The 19,017-nt window shown below is 56.8% G+C and carries 15 protein-coding genes; 7 read left to right on the top strand and 8 right to left on the bottom strand.

The annotated features are described in order from the left end of the window. Positions 1-33: 33 nt before the first annotated feature. Complete coding sequence (locus tag THINI_RS12035) at positions 34-1,257, top strand: malic enzyme-like NAD(P)-binding protein (RefSeq protein ID WP_002708853.1); 1,224 nt, start codon at positions 34-36, stop codon at positions 1,255-1,257. On the opposite strand, the gene THINI_RS12040 is transcribed toward THINI_RS12035, so the two are convergent. The 5 genes from THINI_RS12040 to THINI_RS12060 form a co-directional block, all read right to left on the bottom strand. Next, on the bottom strand, positions 1,252-2,535 hold the full coding sequence (locus THINI_RS12040; RefSeq protein WP_002708854.1) for a heme biosynthesis HemY N-terminal domain-containing protein: 1,284 nt from the start codon (positions 2,533-2,535) through the stop codon (positions 1,252-1,254). The genes THINI_RS12035 and THINI_RS12040 overlap by 6 nt on opposite strands. Next, positions 2,532-3,788 carry a uroporphyrinogen-III C-methyltransferase gene (locus THINI_RS12045; RefSeq protein ID WP_002708855.1) on the bottom strand — a complete coding sequence of 419 codons (1,257 nt, stop codon included), beginning with the start codon at positions 3,786-3,788 and terminating at the stop codon, positions 2,532-2,534. The genes THINI_RS12040 and THINI_RS12045 overlap by 4 nt, the downstream gene beginning before the upstream one ends. Then, complete coding sequence (locus THINI_RS12050; protein WP_002708856.1) at positions 3,785-4,564, bottom strand: uroporphyrinogen-III synthase; 780 nt, start codon at positions 4,562-4,564, stop codon at positions 3,785-3,787. The genes THINI_RS12045 and THINI_RS12050 overlap by 4 nt, the downstream gene beginning before the upstream one ends. Continuing rightward, positions 4,557-5,486 carry a hydroxymethylbilane synthase gene (hemC, locus tag THINI_RS12055; RefSeq protein WP_002708857.1) on the bottom strand — a complete coding sequence of 310 codons (930 nt, stop codon included), beginning with the start codon at positions 5,484-5,486 and terminating at the stop codon, positions 4,557-4,559. The genes THINI_RS12050 and hemC overlap by 8 nt, the downstream gene beginning before the upstream one ends. 790 nt (positions 5,487-6,276) lie before the next feature. Continuing rightward, positions 6,277-8,280: a M1 family metallopeptidase gene (locus THINI_RS12060; protein ID WP_154724406.1), complete on the bottom strand. Its 2,004-nt coding sequence runs from the start codon at positions 8,278-8,280 to the stop codon at positions 6,277-6,279. Here THINI_RS12060 and THINI_RS12065 point away from each other — a divergent pair. Next, a complete protein-coding gene (locus THINI_RS12065; protein WP_002708859.1) occupies positions 8,263-9,450 on the top strand; it encodes a ChaN family lipoprotein in 1,188 nt (395 codons plus the stop codon). The genes THINI_RS12060 and THINI_RS12065 overlap by 18 nt on opposite strands. Before the next feature lie 41 nt (positions 9,451-9,491). On the opposite strand, the gene THINI_RS12070 is transcribed toward THINI_RS12065, so the two are convergent. Both THINI_RS12070 and THINI_RS12075 read right to left on the bottom strand, forming a co-directional pair. Then, entirely contained in the window at positions 9,492-10,535 is a 1,044-nt protein-coding gene (locus THINI_RS12070; RefSeq protein ID WP_002708860.1) for a tRNA (5-methylaminomethyl-2-thiouridylate)-methyltransferase, read from the bottom strand. An 82-nt stretch (positions 10,536-10,617) separates the two neighbouring features. Beyond that, positions 10,618-11,085, bottom strand: coding sequence for a very short patch repair endonuclease (locus THINI_RS12075; RefSeq protein ID WP_002708861.1), 468 nt, complete (start codon positions 11,083-11,085; stop codon positions 10,618-10,620). Between the two features lie 46 nt (positions 11,086-11,131). Here THINI_RS12075 and THINI_RS12080 point away from each other — a divergent pair, with 46 nt between their 5' ends. The 5 genes from THINI_RS12080 (at position 11,132) to glyS (ending at position 17,849) form a co-directional block, all read left to right on the top strand. Continuing rightward, on the top strand, positions 11,132-11,971 hold the full coding sequence (locus tag THINI_RS12080; RefSeq protein ID WP_002708862.1) for a TdeIII family type II restriction endonuclease: 840 nt from the start codon (positions 11,132-11,134) through the stop codon (positions 11,969-11,971). After that, the gene (dcm, locus tag THINI_RS12085; RefSeq protein ID WP_002708863.1) at positions 11,968-13,473 is read left to right on the top strand and encodes a DNA (cytosine-5-)-methyltransferase; all 1,506 of its coding nucleotides are present in this window, start codon (positions 11,968-11,970) and stop codon (positions 13,471-13,473) included. The genes THINI_RS12080 and dcm (THINI_RS12085) overlap by 4 nt, the downstream gene beginning before the upstream one ends. After that, positions 13,473-14,750, top strand: a complete 1,278-nt coding sequence (gene dcm, locus THINI_RS12090; RefSeq protein WP_002708864.1) for a DNA (cytosine-5-)-methyltransferase — start codon at positions 13,473-13,475, stop codon at positions 14,748-14,750. The genes dcm (THINI_RS12085) and dcm (THINI_RS12090) overlap by 1 nt, the downstream gene beginning before the upstream one ends. Positions 14,751-14,877: 127 nt before the next feature. After that, positions 14,878-15,792 (top strand): glycine--tRNA ligase subunit alpha, encoded by a 915-nt coding sequence (glyQ, locus tag THINI_RS12095; RefSeq protein ID WP_002708865.1) that lies wholly within the window; start codon positions 14,878-14,880, stop codon positions 15,790-15,792. Positions 15,793-15,794: 2 nt separating this feature from the next. Beyond that, positions 15,795-17,849 (top strand): glycine--tRNA ligase subunit beta, encoded by a 2,055-nt coding sequence (gene glyS / locus THINI_RS12100; protein WP_002708866.1) that lies wholly within the window; start codon positions 15,795-15,797, stop codon positions 17,847-17,849. Between the two features lies 1 nt (position 17,850). On the opposite strand, the gene thiO is transcribed toward glyS, so the two are convergent. Further along, on the bottom strand, positions 17,851-18,963 hold the full coding sequence (gene thiO / locus THINI_RS12105) for a glycine oxidase ThiO (RefSeq protein WP_002708867.1): 1,113 nt from the start codon (positions 18,961-18,963) through the stop codon (positions 17,851-17,853). Between the last annotated feature and the right edge of the window lie 54 nt (positions 18,964-19,017).

Genomic DNA, 19,017 nt, shown 5'->3' on the forward strand with positions numbered 1-19,017 from the left:
TTTAATCAAAGTTACCCAGCCGGAGGAGAAACCATGTCCACATTAAAAGAAGATGCGCTGAAATATCATGCGGAACCGCGCCCTGGCAAGATTGCCACCGAAATCACCAAACCGACCGTTACCCAGCGTGATTTGTCATTGGCCTACACACCGGGCGTAGCCGAACCGGTACGGGAAATCCACAAGGATCCGGAAGCTGCGTACCGCTACACCGGCAAGGGCAATCTGGTCGCGGTCATTTCCGACGGTTCCGCCGTGCTCGGCCTGGGCAATGTCGGCGCACTGGCGGGCAAACCGGTGATGGAAGGCAAGGGCGTATTGTTCAAGCGTTTCGCGGATGTGGACGTGTTCGACATCGAAGTCGCCACCCAGGACGTGGAAGAATTCATCACGGTCGTGAAGAACATCGCTGGCACCTTCGGCGGCATCAATCTGGAAGACATTTCCGCCCCCCGTTGTTTCGAGATCGAAAAGCGCCTACAGGAAATGCTCGACATCCCGGTTTTCCACGATGACCAGCACGGCACTGCCGTCATTATCGCTGCTGGCCTGATGAATGCGCTGGAAATCCAGGGCAAGCAACTGGCTGACGTGAACATTGTGTGCGTCGGCGCGGGCGCGGCGGGCATTGCCTCCATGAACCTGCTGGCTGCACTGGGGGCCAACCAGCAGAAACTGCTGATGGTGGATAGCAAGGGTGTACTGCATACCGGGCGCAGCGACCTGAACAGTTTCAAGCGCGATTATGCGGTGGAAACCGACAAACACACCTTGGCGGATGCTTGCCAGGGTGCGGATGTATTCATTGGCCTTTCCGGCCCTAATGTCATGAGCGTGGATATGCTCAACAGTATGGCGGCCAACCCGATTGTGTTTGCGCTGTCCAACCCAGATCCGGAAATTGCCCCGGCCACGGCACTGGCGGAGCGGGATGACTTGCTAATGGCAACAGGGCGCAGCGATTACCCCAACCAGATCAACAATGTGTTGGGTTTCCCGTTCCTGTTCCGTGGGGCGCTGGATGTCCGCGCCCGTTGCATCAATACTGACATGCTGAAGGCCGCCGTGTATGCACTGGCGGAACTGGCACGTGAACCTGTCCCGCCAGAAGTATTGGCTGCCTACAGCCTCGACAGTCTGGCTTTTGGCAAAGATTACATCATCCCCAAACCGTTTGACCCGCGCCTGCGTGAGCGCGTGCCGACAGCAGTAGCAAAAGCGGCTGTTGACAGTGGTGTGGCGCGTTTGCCTTTATAAACCGTTGTAAGGCGTTAGTTCCGGCGCTTTCGCCGCCTGCGGGTTAACCTGCGGGCGTTGTGTCGGCGTCAGGCTAAGTTTTTCGCCTTCACTGCGGATGCAGTAACGCAAGCCCAGCCGGTAACAGCGCTGGGCGTTTTCCGGCTCTTTCATGGTTTCCAGCAATTCCGCCAGCTCCAGATAGCCTTCGGCGTTTGGGGCCTGGTTGAGGCTGGATTCATAGTAGCTCTTCGCCATACCCCACAGTTTCTGCTGGTTGTAAAGGCGCGCCAGCAGCAACAGCAGTGCCGGGTTGTTGTCGGGTTGGGAAAGTTGCCATTTTTCCGCTTGCTGGATGGCGTTGCCCAGGCTGTGGTGCTGGATGCGTCCATACAGCCCCGCCAAGCCATCATCCCAGCGCTTGTTGAGGATGCTGCCAATCAGGCTGGCGCAGGCGAGATCATCGCCTGCTGCGTGCAGGGCTTCGCCGTACAGCAGGATGGCTTCGGGGTTGTCACGGATCGGCGCAGGCAGTTTCTTCCACATGGCTTGCAGCTTGCCGGTCTGCTTATCCTTGGCGTAATGCTGGAACATGGCTTTCAGGGTCGCACCCTGTACCTTGTTCATGTCTTCGGTTTTCAGCAGGTTTTGCTTGACCAAATCGGGCAGCAATTCCAGTAGGGCATCCCAGTTTTCCTGCCTGTAAAGTACTTTTGTCAGCAACTTCAGCACGTAAGGGTGCTTGGGGGCGAGTTCACGCAGCCGTAGCAGGGTGGCATGTGCCTGTTCCAGCTGGCCGCTGCCGTATTGCATATCGGCCTGGGAGACGCCAACGGCAACATTGGCCTTGCCGTCGCTTTCGATTGCCTGTTTGAGCAGTTCGTCGCGGCGTTCGTAGGCTTCGCGCATGTGGGCGGCGCGCGCTGCTGCCAGGTAGTTAAGCAGGGGGGTGTCGCTGTGGGGGGCATGGTCGACCAGCAGTTTTTCCGCCTTTTCCCAATGCCCCTCGGTCAACTGGATTAAGCCCTGGGTAAGGGCACGGTTGGCTTTGCTGCCCAGTTTGGCGGCGCGGTAGCGGCTGAAATTCCGGCGCATCCCCAGCACATGGCGCAGCAGGCTCACCAGTAGGTAAAAGGCAACGCAGGCCAGCACCACCATGGCAACCAGGGTGGCTGTTTTCATTTCCACGCTCCACGCGCCCCAAGTGATGGTGGCGACGCCTGGGTTTGCCAGCACCAATTGCCCCAGCCATAGCACAGCAGCAATCAGGAGCAGCAGGATGATAATGTAGAAAATCATTTGTGCTTGCCTCCTTCCGTTTTGCCGTCGGTGGTTGCCTCAACCTTGTCATCAGTGGGTTGTGCTGGTTGTTCATGCTGGCGGACAGATTCCGTGTGGCGGGCGCTTTCCAGCTGCTTGAGGCTGCCGGAAATGTCTGGCAGCTTGGGTTGCAGATCCTGTCGGGCAAAGTCTTCCAGAGCCTTTAACAAGGGTTGTTGCTGACCTTGCGGGTAATAGGCGTTGATGCTTTCCCGGATCAGTTCCAGCTGGGCGTGGAAACCGGCATTGTCCCGCTGGAGTGCCAGCAGGCGCAGGTTTTCCAGCCGCAAGTGCAGTAGCTGGAAAAGGTTTTGGCGGGCTTCGGCATCCAGCTCCATCTGGATGGGCTTGTCATGCTGGCGGATGATGATGGCGTCGTTCAGGCCAGCTGCGAATTTGCGTTTGTAATCCGCCCACAGGGAGTTTCCGGTCACTGCGGTGTCAGCATCCCCCACCAATGGCTCCCGCTTGCCATCATCGGCAACGGTATCGAGCGCGGGCAGGGGGTTCAGCTCCAGCATCAGGGCGTTGATGCGTTGGGAAAGCCCGGCAATGTCAGGGGTTGGGGTGGCTTCCAGGGCGGAAATGTCGCGTGACACCTGTTGGCGCACCGGCAGGTAAGCAACGGAACCGATTTTTGCCAGCAGGCTGTCAGCCTCTTTCAGCGCGCTGATGGCAGTGCGGGTATCCTGACCCAGGTGCAGGGCACGGTTGGCCAGTTGCAGCAGGAATTCGACTTCCGCCACCTGCCATTCCTCGGCGGTGGCCGGGGCAGCGTTTTGCTGTGCCTTGGACTGGAGGAAGGTGACCTGTTCCACTTGCGACGCCACGGTATCGGCAAACTGGCGGGTTTGGTTCAGCATCCGTGCCACTTCCTGGGTAGCCTGGGTATTATCAGATCCGAGCTGGGCGGTTTTGTCGGCCAGCTCCTTGCGCAATTTGTCCAGGGAGTCAGTGGCGGGTGCGGCCTCTAACTGCTGGCGCAACTCGGCAATTTCGGCTGCATTGGTGCGCGCCTTGTCATTCATGCGTTGCCAGTGCTTGTAACCGGCGGCGATGCCAATCAGGGTGAACAGCAACGCCAGCCCGGCCAGGAACAGGGCAAACCGCGCCCCCGCGGCTTTGGGGCGTTCTTCCCTGTCACTGTCATTATCCAGGCTGTCGACAGCATCTACTGCGGTGTCGAATGCCGGTGCGTCTTCAGCTTCGTGTGTCGCTGGTTTGTCGATCATTGTCGGGATTCCTGTGCCCAGTGCGTGAGCGCCTGTAACATGGCCTCGTCACCGGGATTGTCTGCAATCGCTATGGTTCCACTGAAACCGGCTTGCCGCGCCGCTTCCACCATGCGCTGGCTACCGGCCAGCAAGGGAACCGTTTTTATCCAGTCAGGATTATCCAGCATGGCAAGCAGGTTCAAAAGCCCCTCGCTGCTGGTGATGGCAATTATATCAAGCTGTTGGCGTTCGTGGCGCAGTTTCAGGCCACTGGTGTCGATTTCCGGGCAGATGCGCCGGTAAACTTCCACATAATCCACGCTCGCGCCCCGGCTGCGCAAGGCATCTGCCAGCCATTCGCGCCCACCTGCGCCGCGGAAGATCAGGATGCGCTTACCCACAAGCCGCTGCACCGCAGGCAAGGCCAGAAAGTCTTCGCTGGTGTAACCGCTGGCTGGCACCAGTTGCACCCCGAAACCGTGTTGTTGCAGCACGCCCGCTGTCTGTTTGCCGACTGCGCCCAGCGTCAGTTTTCGTAGGGTCTGGCGCTGGTTTTCATCCAGCTGCTCCAGCCCGAACCTGACGGCGTTGGCGCTGATGAAAATGGCGGCGTCGTAACTGTCCAAGCTCGCCAGCATGGTTTGCGCCAGCGCTGGCTGTTCTGGTGGGGCGATAACGATAACGGGGAACAATACAGCGTTTGCGCCCGCCTGTTCCAGCATCTGCTGGAAACGGGCCGCCTGATGGGCGGGGCGGGTCACGACAACGTTCAGGCCACGCAATGTTTCAGGCATGGATGCCCAGGGAAGCCAGCACTTTATCACCCCCCTGCGCCAGCAGGTTTTCCGCCACCTCGATCCCGAGCGCATTCGGGTCGACCACGCAACCGGTTTTCTCGCAGCTGTACAGGGCGGAACCATCCGGAAAGCCGATCAGGCCACGCAGGCGCAAGTTGCCGTCAACCAGCTCGGCGAAACCGGCCACCGGAATCTGGCAACCGCCGTTGAGGCGGTGGTTCATGGCGCGTTCGGCACGTACCCTGACGGCTGTTTCCGGGTGCAACAGTGGAGCCAGCAGGTTTTCCACCCGCGGGTCGTTACGGCGGCATTCGATGCCAACGGCGCCTTGGCCAATTGCGGGCAGGCTTTGCTCGGTAGACAGGTAGGCGGTGATGCGTGACTGGAATTCCAACCGGATCAGGCCGGCGGCAGCCAGGATGATGGCGTCGTATTCGCCGTTGTCCAGCTTGGCGAGGCGGGTATTGACGTTGCCCCGCAAATCCTTGATCTGCAAATGCGGGTAACGGGCACGAATCTGGGTTTGGCGACGCAGGCTGGAAGTGCCAACAATGGCATCTTCCGGCAGTTCATCCAGATTGCCGTACCGGTTGGAAACGAAGGCGTCGCGCGGGTCTTCACGTTCCATGATGATGGGCAGGTGCAGACCCTCGGGGAATTCCATCGGCACATCTTTCATCGAGTGCACCGCGATGTCGGCGCTGCCTTCCAGCATCCCCAGCTCCAGTTCCTTGACGAACAGACCCTTGCCGCCAATTTTGGAGAGCGGGCTGTCGAGAATCTTGTCACCGCGCGTGACCATGCCGACCATTTCGATCTGGAGGCCGGGGTGGATTTGCTGCAAACGGTGGGCGACGTGTTCGGCTTGCCACATGGCGAGGGGGCTGGTGCGGGTTGCAATGCGGATGGTGTCGGACATCAATTCCTCTGCGTGCCTAATCCTACGGAACGGCTCACTTTACGGCAAACCCGCCATAACTTCCATCGTTGCAAAATATTTATGAAGAAACTTTGCCCCTAGCCCTTGAAATTTTTGATATTCAGGCTACATTAAGGATACGGCCAACGGAATGAAAAAATAACACGGAAGTTATCCCTATTTCTTCCTCTTAACGTGGTTGTTCGGGGACAGGCGGAATGATCAGCCCCCATAATGTTTCGCTTGCAAACGCGCCGGATCTTTAGCCCGGATCCGGCGCATCCCTGATTATCTTTCAAAGCTATCCCGACATTAATCAGTCACATGTTCCTTTAACAATATAGATGTTGTCGAAGTAATTTATAGCTTTCATGACATTTATCACAAAAAAATGTTAACTGTCGCGTCCCGTATGATCGTATGGGACGCGACAGTATGGGTTGTTCAAGGAAGGGGTTTTTCATCCGTAATATTCCTGCCCTACCCAGTTAATGCTGGGTAGGGTATTACGTCGAAAAAACGGAAATTGCACGTTACTTGAACAAGTGCTGGGAAGACAAAAAGAAAGCCGGACAAAAGTCCGGCTAAATCCATCTACAAAGAGAGTCGAGAAAATAAGTTTCAGCACCAAACCAAAGCATTCCTGATTTGTTAAAAGTAGTTTCTCATAAAATTGTTAAATCACAATCCTAGTGGGTGACATACGTAAGATTAGTAGCGACGAGCGTAACAACCGGTTAGCCAGCCCGGACGACCGGTATAAAAATGCCGGTTTTCCGCAGACAAACGGTCAAGGCGCAGCAGACAAATCCAGCACCAACGGCGAATCCGTCACTTCCCACTGCCCCTTCGCCACGTTTTCTCCCGTCGCGCTATTGAACACCAGGTAGCTGTACTTGCCGTAATGCGGCAGTTTCACCAGCATCTTGTCCAGCCCGTCGGGGGAGGATGCATCCAGCAGCACGATGTTCTGCCTGCCTGCCCGCAAGGCCAACGCCAGCGTATGCAAGCCACAGGTGTAATTGATGCTGTTGAGGGTGAAAGCGGCGTCAGTCATACGGAATGGCTCTTTCGCCCGCTCCAGCAAGCCTTGCAGCGCGGCATTGTCGCCGCCGAGCAATATCACCGTGCCGGTATCAGGCAAGGCTTCGTCGTCATATTGCACGCGCAGGTTATTGTCGCGGGCTTTGAGGGCATCCAGCCAGCTTTCCCACGCCACCTGCATGGCCTCATCGGTTTTGCGCGACAATACGTAGGTTTTGTCGCCCTTGCCATATAGCACGCTGATGGAGGCAGGCATTTCCGCCACATCCGGCAGCCGGAACAGGTCGAAATCGGGGTCGATGGCGACTTGCACCGGTTTGGCGGGCAGCGTCAGTTCAAAGGTTTGGCTGGTTTGTACCATCGTCAGGGTTTCACGTTGCTCCTGCGGTTTGTCGGCAGCGAAACGGATGCGGACAGGAACCTGCAATGGGAACACTGCCCCCGCTTGTGTTTGTTGCAGCATCAGTTGCAGGTGGTAGCCGGAGCCTTCCTGTTTAAGCTTATGCGACTGAATGGCAAGGCTGGGCGCGCCAGTCCCCTCCAGCCAGCGTTTCCGGAATGCCTGATCCACGGCTAGGTTGTCCAGCAGGTTGCCGAAGGTAGCGGGGCGGAGACGGAAATCGCGGTAGAAAGCCTTCAACCCGGCGAAAAACTTCTCATCCCCCATCTGCTGATGCAGCATGTGGAACAACATCATGGACTTGTCATAGCCAACCGCTTGGGTAGCTTCATCGTGGCGGCTGCGGAACTGGCTGAGCGGGAAATCATCGTGTTCGCCAACAAAGGTGGCGTATTTCTGCAAGGCCGAACGCCGGTATTCCACGCCTTCACCCTTCATTTCCTTGATGCGCTGGTCGGCTAGGTAGGCAGTCAGACCTTCCGACCAGTTGCCTTGGCTGGCGTCCACATACACGCCGTTGCCCCACCAGTTGTGCAGAATTTCATGCGGAAACGAGGAGTGCAGGATGAACGGCAGACGCAACACCTTTGGCCCCAGTAGGGTAAAGGAGGGCATCCCCCAGCCGGTTTCCCAGAAACTTTCCACGGTGGTGAACTTGGCGTAGGGGTAGTTGCCCAGCAAGCCGGAATACTCATCCAAATATTGTTGCGCGGTTTGCAGGTAGCGTTTGGCCAGTTCCGGGTCATCCTGCTGCAAATACACCATGGCGGTGGCGTGTTTGCCGGGTTGCTGGTAGACGTGGAATTTGCCTGCCAGCAGGTAGAGGCTGTCCTGCGGCTGGGTTTCGCGCCAGCCGTTGGTGGTTTGTTCCCCCTGGCTGAGGCTGACCCAGCCTTCCGGCAGTTTCACCTGCAACTCGAAAGTGTGCAGCGCGTTGCCTGCTTGCGCATACCATTGGCTGCTGCCATCCAGATAGATGCCGCGCTCGCTGAGCAGCACGCAAGCTTGCGTCAGCCATGCGCAATCCGGGGTGGAAGCCAGCCTACCCCGGTATTTGAGGGTGATTTCCTGTTCCTCCGCCGGAAGTGGAATACTATACCCGCCCGTTCCCTGAGCGGAGTCTAAGGGAACATCGGCGCTTAAGATGAAGTGAGGGTTCAGCCTAAACTCAAATCGCCCGTCAACATGCAAACTATCCGGCACGCGCAGGCTATCCTCCACCTGCAAGTTGCCGGTAGTAACATCCGGCGTTACCCGCAGCACATGGTGTAACACCGGCAAGCCTTCGGCCAGCACGCTGGCGGGCAGCAGTAACACAAGCAGGACAACAAAATGGTTCAACAGTCGCATAACAATCTTTCCCGTTGGTTTGGTGTCATCATGGTGGCGGCCTGTTGCACAGTGGCTAGCCTGCCAACAACCGGCCACGCCGCCACGGTGGCCGATCATGCTGGTCTGGCGGATGCATTGCGCCATATTGGGGAGCATCCACCCACGGCTGTCAACCAGGATAAGCACATGGATTTCCCCACCCTGATGGAAACACTGGCGCAAAACCGCGTGGTGTTCGTCGGCGAAACGCATGACCGTTACGGCGACCACCTCAACCAGCTTGCCGTATTGCAGGCGCTCCAGCAAAGAAACCCCAATCTGGCCATAGGTGTGGAATGGTTCCAGCAGCCATTCCAGGGTGTGCTGAATGACTATCTGGCGGGCAAGATCAGCGAAAGCGACATGCTCAGCCGCAGCGGCTATTACGAACGTTGGCGCTACGACTACCGCCTGTTGCGCCCGATCGTGGAGTTCGCCAAGGCCAATCATTTGCCGGTCATCGCCCTGAACGCGCAGGTCGAGCTGACCCGCAAGGTGTCGCAAGGCGGGTTGGAAGCACTGACCCCGGCGGAAAGGGCGCAGTTACCCGCAATCATCAACCCGCCCGACGCCAGTTACCGTGAGCGGCTAGAAAAGGTGTTCGCCCAGCATTCCAAAGACAAGCGTGAATTCGACAATTTCTTGCTGGTGCAGCGCATCTGGGATGAAACCATGGCGCACAACATCGCCCGTTACCTGCAAGCGCACCCACAGCATCAGATGGTGGTGTTCTCGGGAAGTGGGCATATCAGCTACGACGTGGGTATTCCGCAGGATTTGGCACGGCAGATGCCCGGTATCAAACTGGCTACTGTCACCAGCAGCGCAGCAAAGGAGGTGGAACCCGGCATGGCAGATTATTTCCTGCTCAGCGAGGCACTGGACTTACCACCCACCGGCAAACTGGGTGTGATGCTGGATGAAAAGGATGGTGTCGTGAAAATTATTGGCATTGACCCTGGTAGTGCGGCAGAGAAAGCGGGTTTGCGCAAAGGCGACCGACTTACCGATGCCAATGGTATTGCCATACACGATATTACTAGCCTAAAGCTGGCTTTGGCGGCGTACAAGCCTGGGAACAAGTTGAATGTGCTGGTACAACACAGAGATGAAAAAGCCACGCATAGTTATACGATTACGCTTCAGTAATGGTGTGTTTCACAATTTGGCATTGCGGCTGCCTGTTAGGGTCACAGCACCCAATCAGGAGGAATTTCCCCCGCAAGCGGTGCAACGCTGATTTCGCGGAATGCTTCGCCTGGCTTTGCCACCTTGCACACAACCGTTTCGGCACTTTTCCCCTTGCTGTAGCGGGCGGAAATCTGTGCAGCCAGATCAAGGTCATCATCCGTCATGCCATCGCCATCCAGAATGGTTAGCGGCCCGGCGTGGCTGGCGGTTTTGATCCAGGTGAACTGGCTCTTGTAACCTTCGAGGAAATTGGTTTCACCCTCTTCGCGCGAGATGATCATTTTGAAATGCGGGCGCGGGCGCAGATGCCGCCCGATTTTCAGCAGCATGATGTCATCGAGTTCGTAATCACGGCTGGGGCGGTGCGCCCACAGGTCTTTCAGCTTGTGGGTGTAATTGGCATCGGTGAGGAAGCAGCAGCCGCCCGCAGGCTGGGCGTATTCCTCAATTCCCCAGCGTGCCGCCAGCGCCATCTGCGGCTTGCGGCCACGCCCACTGAAACCGAACAGCTGTTCGCGGTCGACCCAGCCCTCTCGCTCTGGCAGGCTGGGCGGCAAGTTGTGGGCGGAAAGGGGGCGTAACAGCAGGTCTTCGGCCCCCGATTCCCGCGCCACGATCGGCATGGTTTTGGCACGCTGTGACATCGGGCGCTGCCCCACCACTTCACCGGTGATGATGAAATCGAAATCCTTTTGCTGAATCCACTCGTGAGCCTTTTTCACCATGAAAATCTTGCAATCCAGGCAGGGGTTCATGTTCGCGCCGTAACCGTGTTTCGGGTTCAGCACCACATCCTTGTATTCCTCCACGATGTCGACGATGTGCAGCTTGATACCAAGCTGTTCCGCCACCCACAGCGAATTGTTGCGTTTCGGTTTGTCTTTGGCCTGCTTGCGGATGGCGTGGGTGTGGCCTTCCACGCAGAAGCCGGTGAAAAAGTTGATGCCTTCCACATGGATGCCCTGTTCCAGCACGGCTTTGGTGGCAAGCATCGAATCGAGGCCGCCGGAAATGAGCGAAACGGCGCGGTATTGTCGGGTCATGGGGGTCACTATGCCTGTTGAGGAGGCGATATTATGCCAGAAAGGCCAACGGAACTGCGCCTATCTGCCAAATCCCGATAGATCATATTTCACTGAACTCATCGTAGACGGGCATTTCAAAATATTCATCTGCCTTATTTTTCAGCCACGCAACCAAATGGTGCAGGGTATCGTCGCGGCTGCGCTTCCCCAGCCCACACTCCCACACCACTGCCGCCCGCCAACCCAGCATCTTGAGCTGGCACAACACCTTCTGGTCACGCGCCACATTACGGGCAAATTTCTTTTCCCAAAATTCCCGCCGTGTTGCGGGGATATGTCCCGCCTTACAGTGTGGGTGCTGATGCCAGAAACAACCATTGATGAAAATGACCGCATGATACTTGTGCAACACAAGGTCAGGCGAACCGGGCAACTGTTTGTTGTGCAGGCGGAAACGGAAGCCCTGCCGGTGCAATGCCGAGCGCACCCACTTCTCCGGTTTGGTGTCTTGGCTACGGATCGCCGCCATCGTGCGTGAACGGGTTTCCTTGTCGATACGGTCAACCATATAATGATAACCCTGTGTAAGGTTGATGAAGGTATGTTAGGGAAAAATGGACAATAAAGCCAAGGTTGCCGCCGCCATCCAAGGGGCTGTCAGCACCATGATGGATCGGGTGATGCACAAGGTGCTGGTGGAAGACCCATTCATCAAGGAAAAGCACCATTCCCTCAAACCCTTGTATGCTGCGCTCGTGCCGGATGAAATCTTTAAAGGCTCCCATTTTGAACGGCGTTTTGTCACCCCGTTTGGTGGTGTATGGGAGAAACTTGCCCAAGTGGTTGCCAAGGAGGCTCACGGGGAGTGCCTGATGAGCCATGCCATCACTGGCAATGTCGGTACAGAAAGCCTGCGCCGCATCCAAGAAACACTGAACCGGCTGGAACACACACCCAAAGGGAAAAACAGGACACTACCCAACTGGCAGGAAGAACTGGATTACATTAAAGCGGGAAAAGGCAACCCCATCCCAGTTTCCGTTGTTTGCGACATTTACGTCCACAATCAGTCAACCGGCAAACGCTATGCCTGTGAGCTAAAAGGTCCTTTACCCAACAGCGACCAGACCAAAGTCAGCAAGGAAAAAATGTTCAAGCTGCTGGCGATGGATGGATCACCCGTCGACAGTGCTTATTACGCGCTACCCTACAACCCTTATGGCTCACGCAAGGAAGACTACCAATGGTCATTCCCAAAGCGTTGGTTCGATATGTGCAACGACCCTTGTGTGCTGATTGGTAACGAGTTTTGGGATTTCATCGGCGGTGAGGGGGCTTATGCCAACTTTATCCACGAAGTGAACCAGTTGGGCAAAGAATACCGCGAGCGGATTTACCGGGAGTTTCTCGGCATTGAACCACCAACCGATCATGGGGAGTACCTGCTGAAATGAGCAACGGCTTCACCTTCATTGACCTGTTTGCCGGTATTGGTGGCTTTCGGTTGGCACTGGATCATCTGGGTGGCAAGTGCCTCAATTTCAGCGAAATCCACAGCGATGCCATCAATACTTACTGCACCAACTTCCGGGAAGATGGCGGCTTGAACCTCGGTGACATCACCAAAGTAAAACGCCTGCCAGCCCATGACATCCTGACCGCAGGCGTGCCCTGTCAAAGCTGGTCGATTGCAGGCAAGAATTTGGGGTTTGATGATGACCGGGGGCAGTTATGGAATGACACCATTTACCTGCTCAACCAGTCACGCCCCAAAGCCTTCATTTTTGAGAACGTCAAAGGGTTGGCAGACCCACGCAACCAGAGCGCACTTGCCTATATCCTTGCCCGCATCCGCCAAGCAGGGTATTTCGCCAAACATTTTGTGCTGAACTCCTCCGACTACGGTGTGCCACAGGATCGGGTAAGGGTGTATATCGTCGGTTTCTTGCACGAAGCCCATCTGCGCAAATTCAGCCTGCCAGCCCCCCATAAAAGTACCCTAAAACTGGCAGATGTGCTGCAAGGTGGCATCGGCAAACCGCCCAGCGCACCGGCAAGCGGTATCACCGACCTGTTCGGCAAACCGGTGGGAGACAAGCGCCGTTACCGCAAGCTCAGCGGCATGAATGACTTTTTCCTATTCAATGACATCCGCAACGGTCCAACCACGATTCATTCATGGGATTTGCTCCCGACAACGGATCGGCAAAAACAAATTTGCCTGCTGCTGTTACGCAACCGCCGCAAACGCACCTATGGCAAGCTGGACGGCAACCCCTTGTCACTTGCCCATTTGCAGGGTTTGGATAGTTCCATCCGGCAGGAAGAACTGGAAACCCTAGTGGCAATGGGCATCCTGAAAACCGTGGATTATGCCTATGCCGTCAACCCACATGGGGAGATTCCGCTCACCCACGGGGAAAAACTGGTGTTGCGCCATGTCGAGGTCGGGGAAATTACCTTGGATTCCCTGAAAGAGTGCCGCGAACTGAAAAAAGCCAAAGTTGCGCTGGACAAAACCATCCCGGCTTTGGTTGCCAAAGGGGTGTTGGCGCGCAGCGAAGTGCGTTACGAATTCCGTTACACCAAAATCAGCACTGGTATTGAGGGCATCAACCGCATTTTCCTGCCCAAATCGGAAGCCTTCCCCACTTTAGTAGCGAGCGATACCAATGATTTTGTGGCATTCAACGACATTGAGGCAGATACCGAGGAGGCATACAAACAAACCTTCTTGCGCGACATATTCCAACCCGGTCTCTTCAGGAAAATTTCCCGCGCAGAAGCCTGCCTGATACAGGGTTTCCCGCCCGACTTCCTGTTACCGGAATCACGTAGCCGCTGGATGAAACTGGTGGGCAACAGCGTTTCTGTCCCCGTTATCCAGATGCTGGGGCAAGCCATCATCGCAACAGGCTGTTTTGGGGACGTTGCGCCCTGCCAGGCGGCGGCCTGATGAACAAGCTGTATTCGGTTGCCCAAGTCGCCGACATGCTGGGCGTTTCCAAAGAAACCCTGCGCCGTTGGGACAATAGCGGAAAACTGCGCTCCATCCGCAACCCCATGAACAATTACCGCTTTTACAGCAAGGAACAACTGCGGCAATTTGAGGAACTCAGCTTCATCTTCGATGATTCCAAGCGCCCCCAAATCATCCCTGACCACGCCTACAAAACCATCGAACTGTTCGCTGGTGCGGGTGGCTTGGCTATCGGGCTGGAACGGGCAGGACTGGAAACCATCTTGCTCAACGAGCTTGACAAGGATGCCTGCGCCACCCTCAAAGCCAACCGTCCCCACTGGAATGTGCAATGTGGCGACATCGGCGCATTGGGTTTCAGCCCTTACCGTGACCAGATTGACGTAGTGACGGGCGGTTTCCCCTGTCAGGCGTTCAGTTACATTGGCAAAAAAATGGGCTTCGAGGATGCCCGTGGCACACTGTTTTTCGAGTTTGCCCGCGCTGTTAAGGAAGCCAACCCCAAGCTGTTCATGGCGGAAAACGTGCGTGGCCTGCTCAACCACGACGGCGGCAAGACATTGGAAAACATCCGTTCCGTGATTGATGAACTCGGTTATACCCTGCTCGAACCACACCTGATGAAGGCCATTTTCTACCGCGTGCCACAAAAGCGTGAGCGCCTGCTATTGGTCGGCATCCGCAACGACCTTGCCGGGAAGGTGCAATTCTGCTGGCCTCGTCCCTACCAGAAAATCTACACCCTCAAGGATGCGTTGAAGGCAGGCGAGTTGTTCCCCAATGATACGCCGGTATCAGCCGGACAAACCTACCCCGCCAAAAAAGCAGCGGTCATGGCGCAAGTCCCACCGGGTGGCTACTGGCGTGACCTGCCAGAAGACGTGCAAAAGGCTTACATGCTGCAAAGTTTCTATCTGGGCGGCGGCAAGACCGGCATGGCGCGGCGGATGCACTGGGACGAACCTTGCCTGACCCTGACCTGCGCCCCTGCCCAGAAACAGACCGAACGCTGCCACCCGGAGGCAACCCGCCCCTTCACCGTGCGCGAATACGCCCGAATCCAGACGTTCCCCGATGACTGGCAATTCAGGGGGGCGCTGACCTCGCAATACAAACAGATCGGCAATGCTGTGCCTGCCAACATGGCCTACGAACTGGGTTTGTCAGTGGTGGATTTCCTGAACCGATTGTGTGGGGAAACCGATGTGCTACCAGCCGGGATACCGTTACAGCAAGAATTCAAGTTTACCTGACGCCATTTCGGCTGGGGATGCTGTGCCAGAAAACCCCGATTTCCTACCGTGTATTCATCGTGACTGCTGAATGCATCAGCGGCTTGCAGTATACTCGGCGGCTTTCAGGCATTATTCCAGATAAACCATGGCCAATTACGACTTATCCACCTTTCAGGGGCTGATCCAGGCACTGCAAGACTATTGGGCGCAGCAAGGCTGCGTCATCATGCAACCGTATGATATGGAAATGGGTGCGGGTACTTTTCACCCTGCCACATTCCTGCGCTCTATCGGCCCGGAGCCGTGGCGTGCGGCTTACGTGCAGCCTTCTCGCCGCCCTACCGATGGCCGCTACGGCGAAAACCCCAACCGTCTGCAACATTATTACCAGTTTCAGGTCTTGCTGAAACCATCGCCAGATAATATCCAGGATTTGTACCTCGGCTCGCTGAAAATGCTCGGTTTCGACCCGCTAGTGCATGACATCCGCTTCGTCGAAGACAATTGGGAATCACCCACGCTCGGTGCCTGGGGTCTGGGTTGGGAAGTGTGGCTAAACGGCATGGAAGTCACCCAGTTCACCTATTTCCAGCAAGTCGGTGGCCTGGATTGCCGCCCGGTCAGCGGTGAAATCACCTACGGCTTGGAGCGTCTGGCCATGTATATGCAGGGCGTGGAAAGTGTGTATGACCTCGTGTGGACAAAAGGCCCGCAAGGCGTTGTTACCTACGGCAACGTATACCACCAGAATGAAGTGGAACAATCCACCTACAACTTCGAGCACGCCAACGTGGAAGACCTGTTCCACACCTTCGACGTATGCGAACGTGAAAGCCAGCGCCTGATCGAAGCCGGTTTGCCATTGCCTGCTTATGAGCAGATGCTGAAGGCTTCGCATACTTTCAACCTGCTGGATGCGCGTAAAGCGATTTCCGTCACCGAACGTCAGCGCTTCATCCTGCGCGTGCGCACCCTATCGCGCGCCATTGCCGAAGCCTATTACAACGTGCGCGAAGCCCTCGGCTTCCCAATGCTGCAAACAGAAGACAAGGTGGCCTGATCATGATCGACTTACTGGTAGAAATTGGCACCGAAGAACTGCCACCCAAAGCCCTGAAAAAACTTTCCGACGCCTTCACTGACGGTATCGTCTCTGGTTTGAAAGATGCAGGTTTGCAAGCCGCTGAAGTGTACCCCTACGCCGCGCCCCGCCGTCTCGCTGTGTGGCTGAAAGGCGTACCGGCACAGCAGAAAGACCAGATCATCGAACGCCGTGGGCCAGCAGTCGCTGCCGCGTTTGACAAGGATGGCAACCCTTCCAAAGCGGCGGAAGGTTTCGCCCGTTCTTGCGGCGTGGAATTCTCCGCCCTGCAACAGGTTGAAACCGACAAAGGCGCATGGCTGGTATTCCGCCAGCAACAACAAGGTCAGAACACTGCCGACTTGTTCCCAGCCATTGTGGAAAAATCCCTCTCCGCGCTGCCTATCCCCAAACGGATGCGCTGGGGTAGCGGCACGGCTGAATTCGTGCGCCCGGTACATTGGATCGTGATGCTGGCGAACGATACTGTCATCGATGCTGAAATCCTCGGTATTAAAACAGACCGCGAAACCCGTGGCCACCGTTTCCACGCACCAGCGGCAGTCAGCATCAGCAAACCGGAAGACTACGCCGTGCAACTGGGGCAGGCATTCGTGGTCGCCCGCTTTGAAGCCCGCCGCGACATGATCAAGGCAAAAGTGGAAGCACTCGCAGCCGAACTCGGCGGTACTGCCATCATGCCAGAAGAATTGCTGGATGAAGTCACCGCACTGGTGGAATGGCCAGTGCCGGTCGCAGGTCGCTTCGAGGAACGTTTCCTCGACGTGCCGCAGGAAGCGCTGATTTCTACCATGCAGGACAACCAGAAGTACTTCGCGCTGGTCGATGCCAACGGCAAACTGATGCCGAACTTCATCACCATCACCAATATCGAAAGCAGCGATGTGGCGCAGATTTCCTCCGGCAACGAGCGCGTGATCCGCCCGCGTTTCAGCGACGCCGAATTCTTCTGGAATCAGGATAAAAAGCAACCACTGGAAAGCCGCCGCGAACAACTCAAGAGCATGGTGTTCCAGCAAAAACTGGGCACGCTCTACAACAAATCCGGGCGCGTGGCACAACTGGCCGCTTACACCGCCAAACAGCTTGGCGCAGATGAAGCACTGGCTGTGCGCGCAGCCGAACTCGGCAAGTGCGACCTTGTGACCAACATGGTATTCGAGTTCACCGAACTGCAAGGCACAATGGGGCGTTACTACGCGCAACATGACAACGAACCTGCCGAAGTCGCCACCGCGATGGAAGAGCAATACATGCCACGCTTTGCCGGTGATGAACTCCCTTCCACTGCCACAGGCCGTATCCTGGCGCTGGCGGAACGCCTCGACACGCTGGCGGGTATTTTCGGCATCGGCCAGAAACCGACCGGCGCGAAAGACCCGTTCGCCCTGCGCCGCGCCGCCCTCGGTGTGTTGCGCATTCTGATCGAACAGCAACTACCGTTGGATCTGGCTGACCTGCTCGACAAAGCCGCAGATGGCCTTACCACCCAACTGGGCAGCAAGCCGGATACGCAGGAAGCGCTGGATTATATTCTCGACCGCCTGAAAGCCTACTATCAGGAGCAAGGCATCGGCGCGAATCTGGTGGAAGCGGTTGCTTCCCTCAAGCCGACCCAGCCGCTGGATTTCGACCGCCGCGTGAAAGCGGTAGCCGCTTTCCGTGCATTGCCTGCCGCCGAAAGTCTGGCCGCCGCCAACAAGCGTATCAGCAATATCCTGAAGAAAATCGACAATCCGCCGGAAACCATCGACGCTGGTTTGTTGCAGGTAGATGCGGAAAAAACACTGGCCACAGCCGTACAGGTACAGCAGGAGAAGGTTGTACCATTGTTTGCTGCGGGTGAGTACGAAGATGCGCTGCTGTCACTGGCCGAACTGCGCGAACCGGTGGACAAGTTCTTCGATGACGTGATGGTCATGGCCGATGACGAAGCATTGAAAAACAACCGCCTCGCCATGCTGAACCAGATGCGCGGACTATTCCTGCGCGTCGCGGATTTGTCGGTGCTGTAATTTACCGGAACTCTGCTGTCGGGGTGCGTACCGCATCCAGACGGTAGGGAGCCGGATCAAGGTAGGGTTCATTCCCCAGAATCCGGTCGACCAGCAACTGCACCGACGCCAGCCCCAGCACCACACCATTGCGGTAATGTCCCGCATTCACATACAGCCCGGCGATGTCGGGGTGTTCGTCGATATACGGTACGCCGTTCGGTGAGCCGGGGCGTAGGCCACACCAGTGGTTGGTAACGGGTAAATCACGCAGCGCCGGCATGATGGCGCAAGCCGCTTCCTGCAATTCCGCGCGCGCTGCATCGGTGGTGTGTTTGTCAAAGCCACGCATTTCCAGGGTGGAACCGCACAGGATACGCCCATCCTGACGTGGGATCAGGTAACGCCCTGCCGACAGCACGATGCGTTGCAGCAGGCCGCGCGGCCCGCGGAACAGGATCATCTGCCCCAGCACCGGACGCACATCCACCTTCATCGCCTGCATTTGCGGGAACAAGCCTGTCCAGGCACCTGTGTTGAGGATGACTTTATCCGCATGGAACACCTCATCCCCCAGGCGCACGCCGGTTACGCGCCCATTGGCAGTTTCCAGCCCGGTAACCGGGTAATGTTCGGCAATGGTCAGGGGCAACAGACGCAGGCTGGTGCGCAGAGCGTGGGCAATGCGTGGGTTGCGTACCTGCCCCAGTTCCGGCAGGAACAGGCCGCGCTGGAAACCTTCCGCCAGTTGCGGTTCGCAGGCCGCGAGGGCAGCCGAACCGGTGAGGTGTTGCAGGCCGTAGCCCCAGGTTTGCGCCCATTCACGCGCAGCAGTGTATTCATGATCCTCGGTGAACAGCAGGCCAGAACGTATCCACTGCGGGTCGACGCCGGTTTCCTCACGCAAGGTTTCACACAGCGCCGGGTAGCGTTGCTGGCCATAACGTGCGAGCTGCGAGACAGCCGCCGGGTAGCGCCACGGGTAGAGGGGGGAGACGATACCGCCGCCAGCCCAGGTGGATTCGCTTCCCAGTTCGCCCTGGTCAATGATCATGACCTTCAGGCCAGCTTGATGCAGGGAACGGGCGGTTAACATGCCCATCAGGCCACCACCGACAATAATTGCGTCTTTCATGCGACATCTCAACAACAGGGGGGCTTAAAGTATACGGAGACGCGGCGGGAGCAT

The sequence above is a fragment of the Thiothrix nivea DSM 5205 genome, assembly GCF_000260135.1.
In the GTDB taxonomy this organism is placed as follows: domain Bacteria; phylum Pseudomonadota; class Gammaproteobacteria; order Thiotrichales; family Thiotrichaceae; genus Thiothrix; species Thiothrix nivea.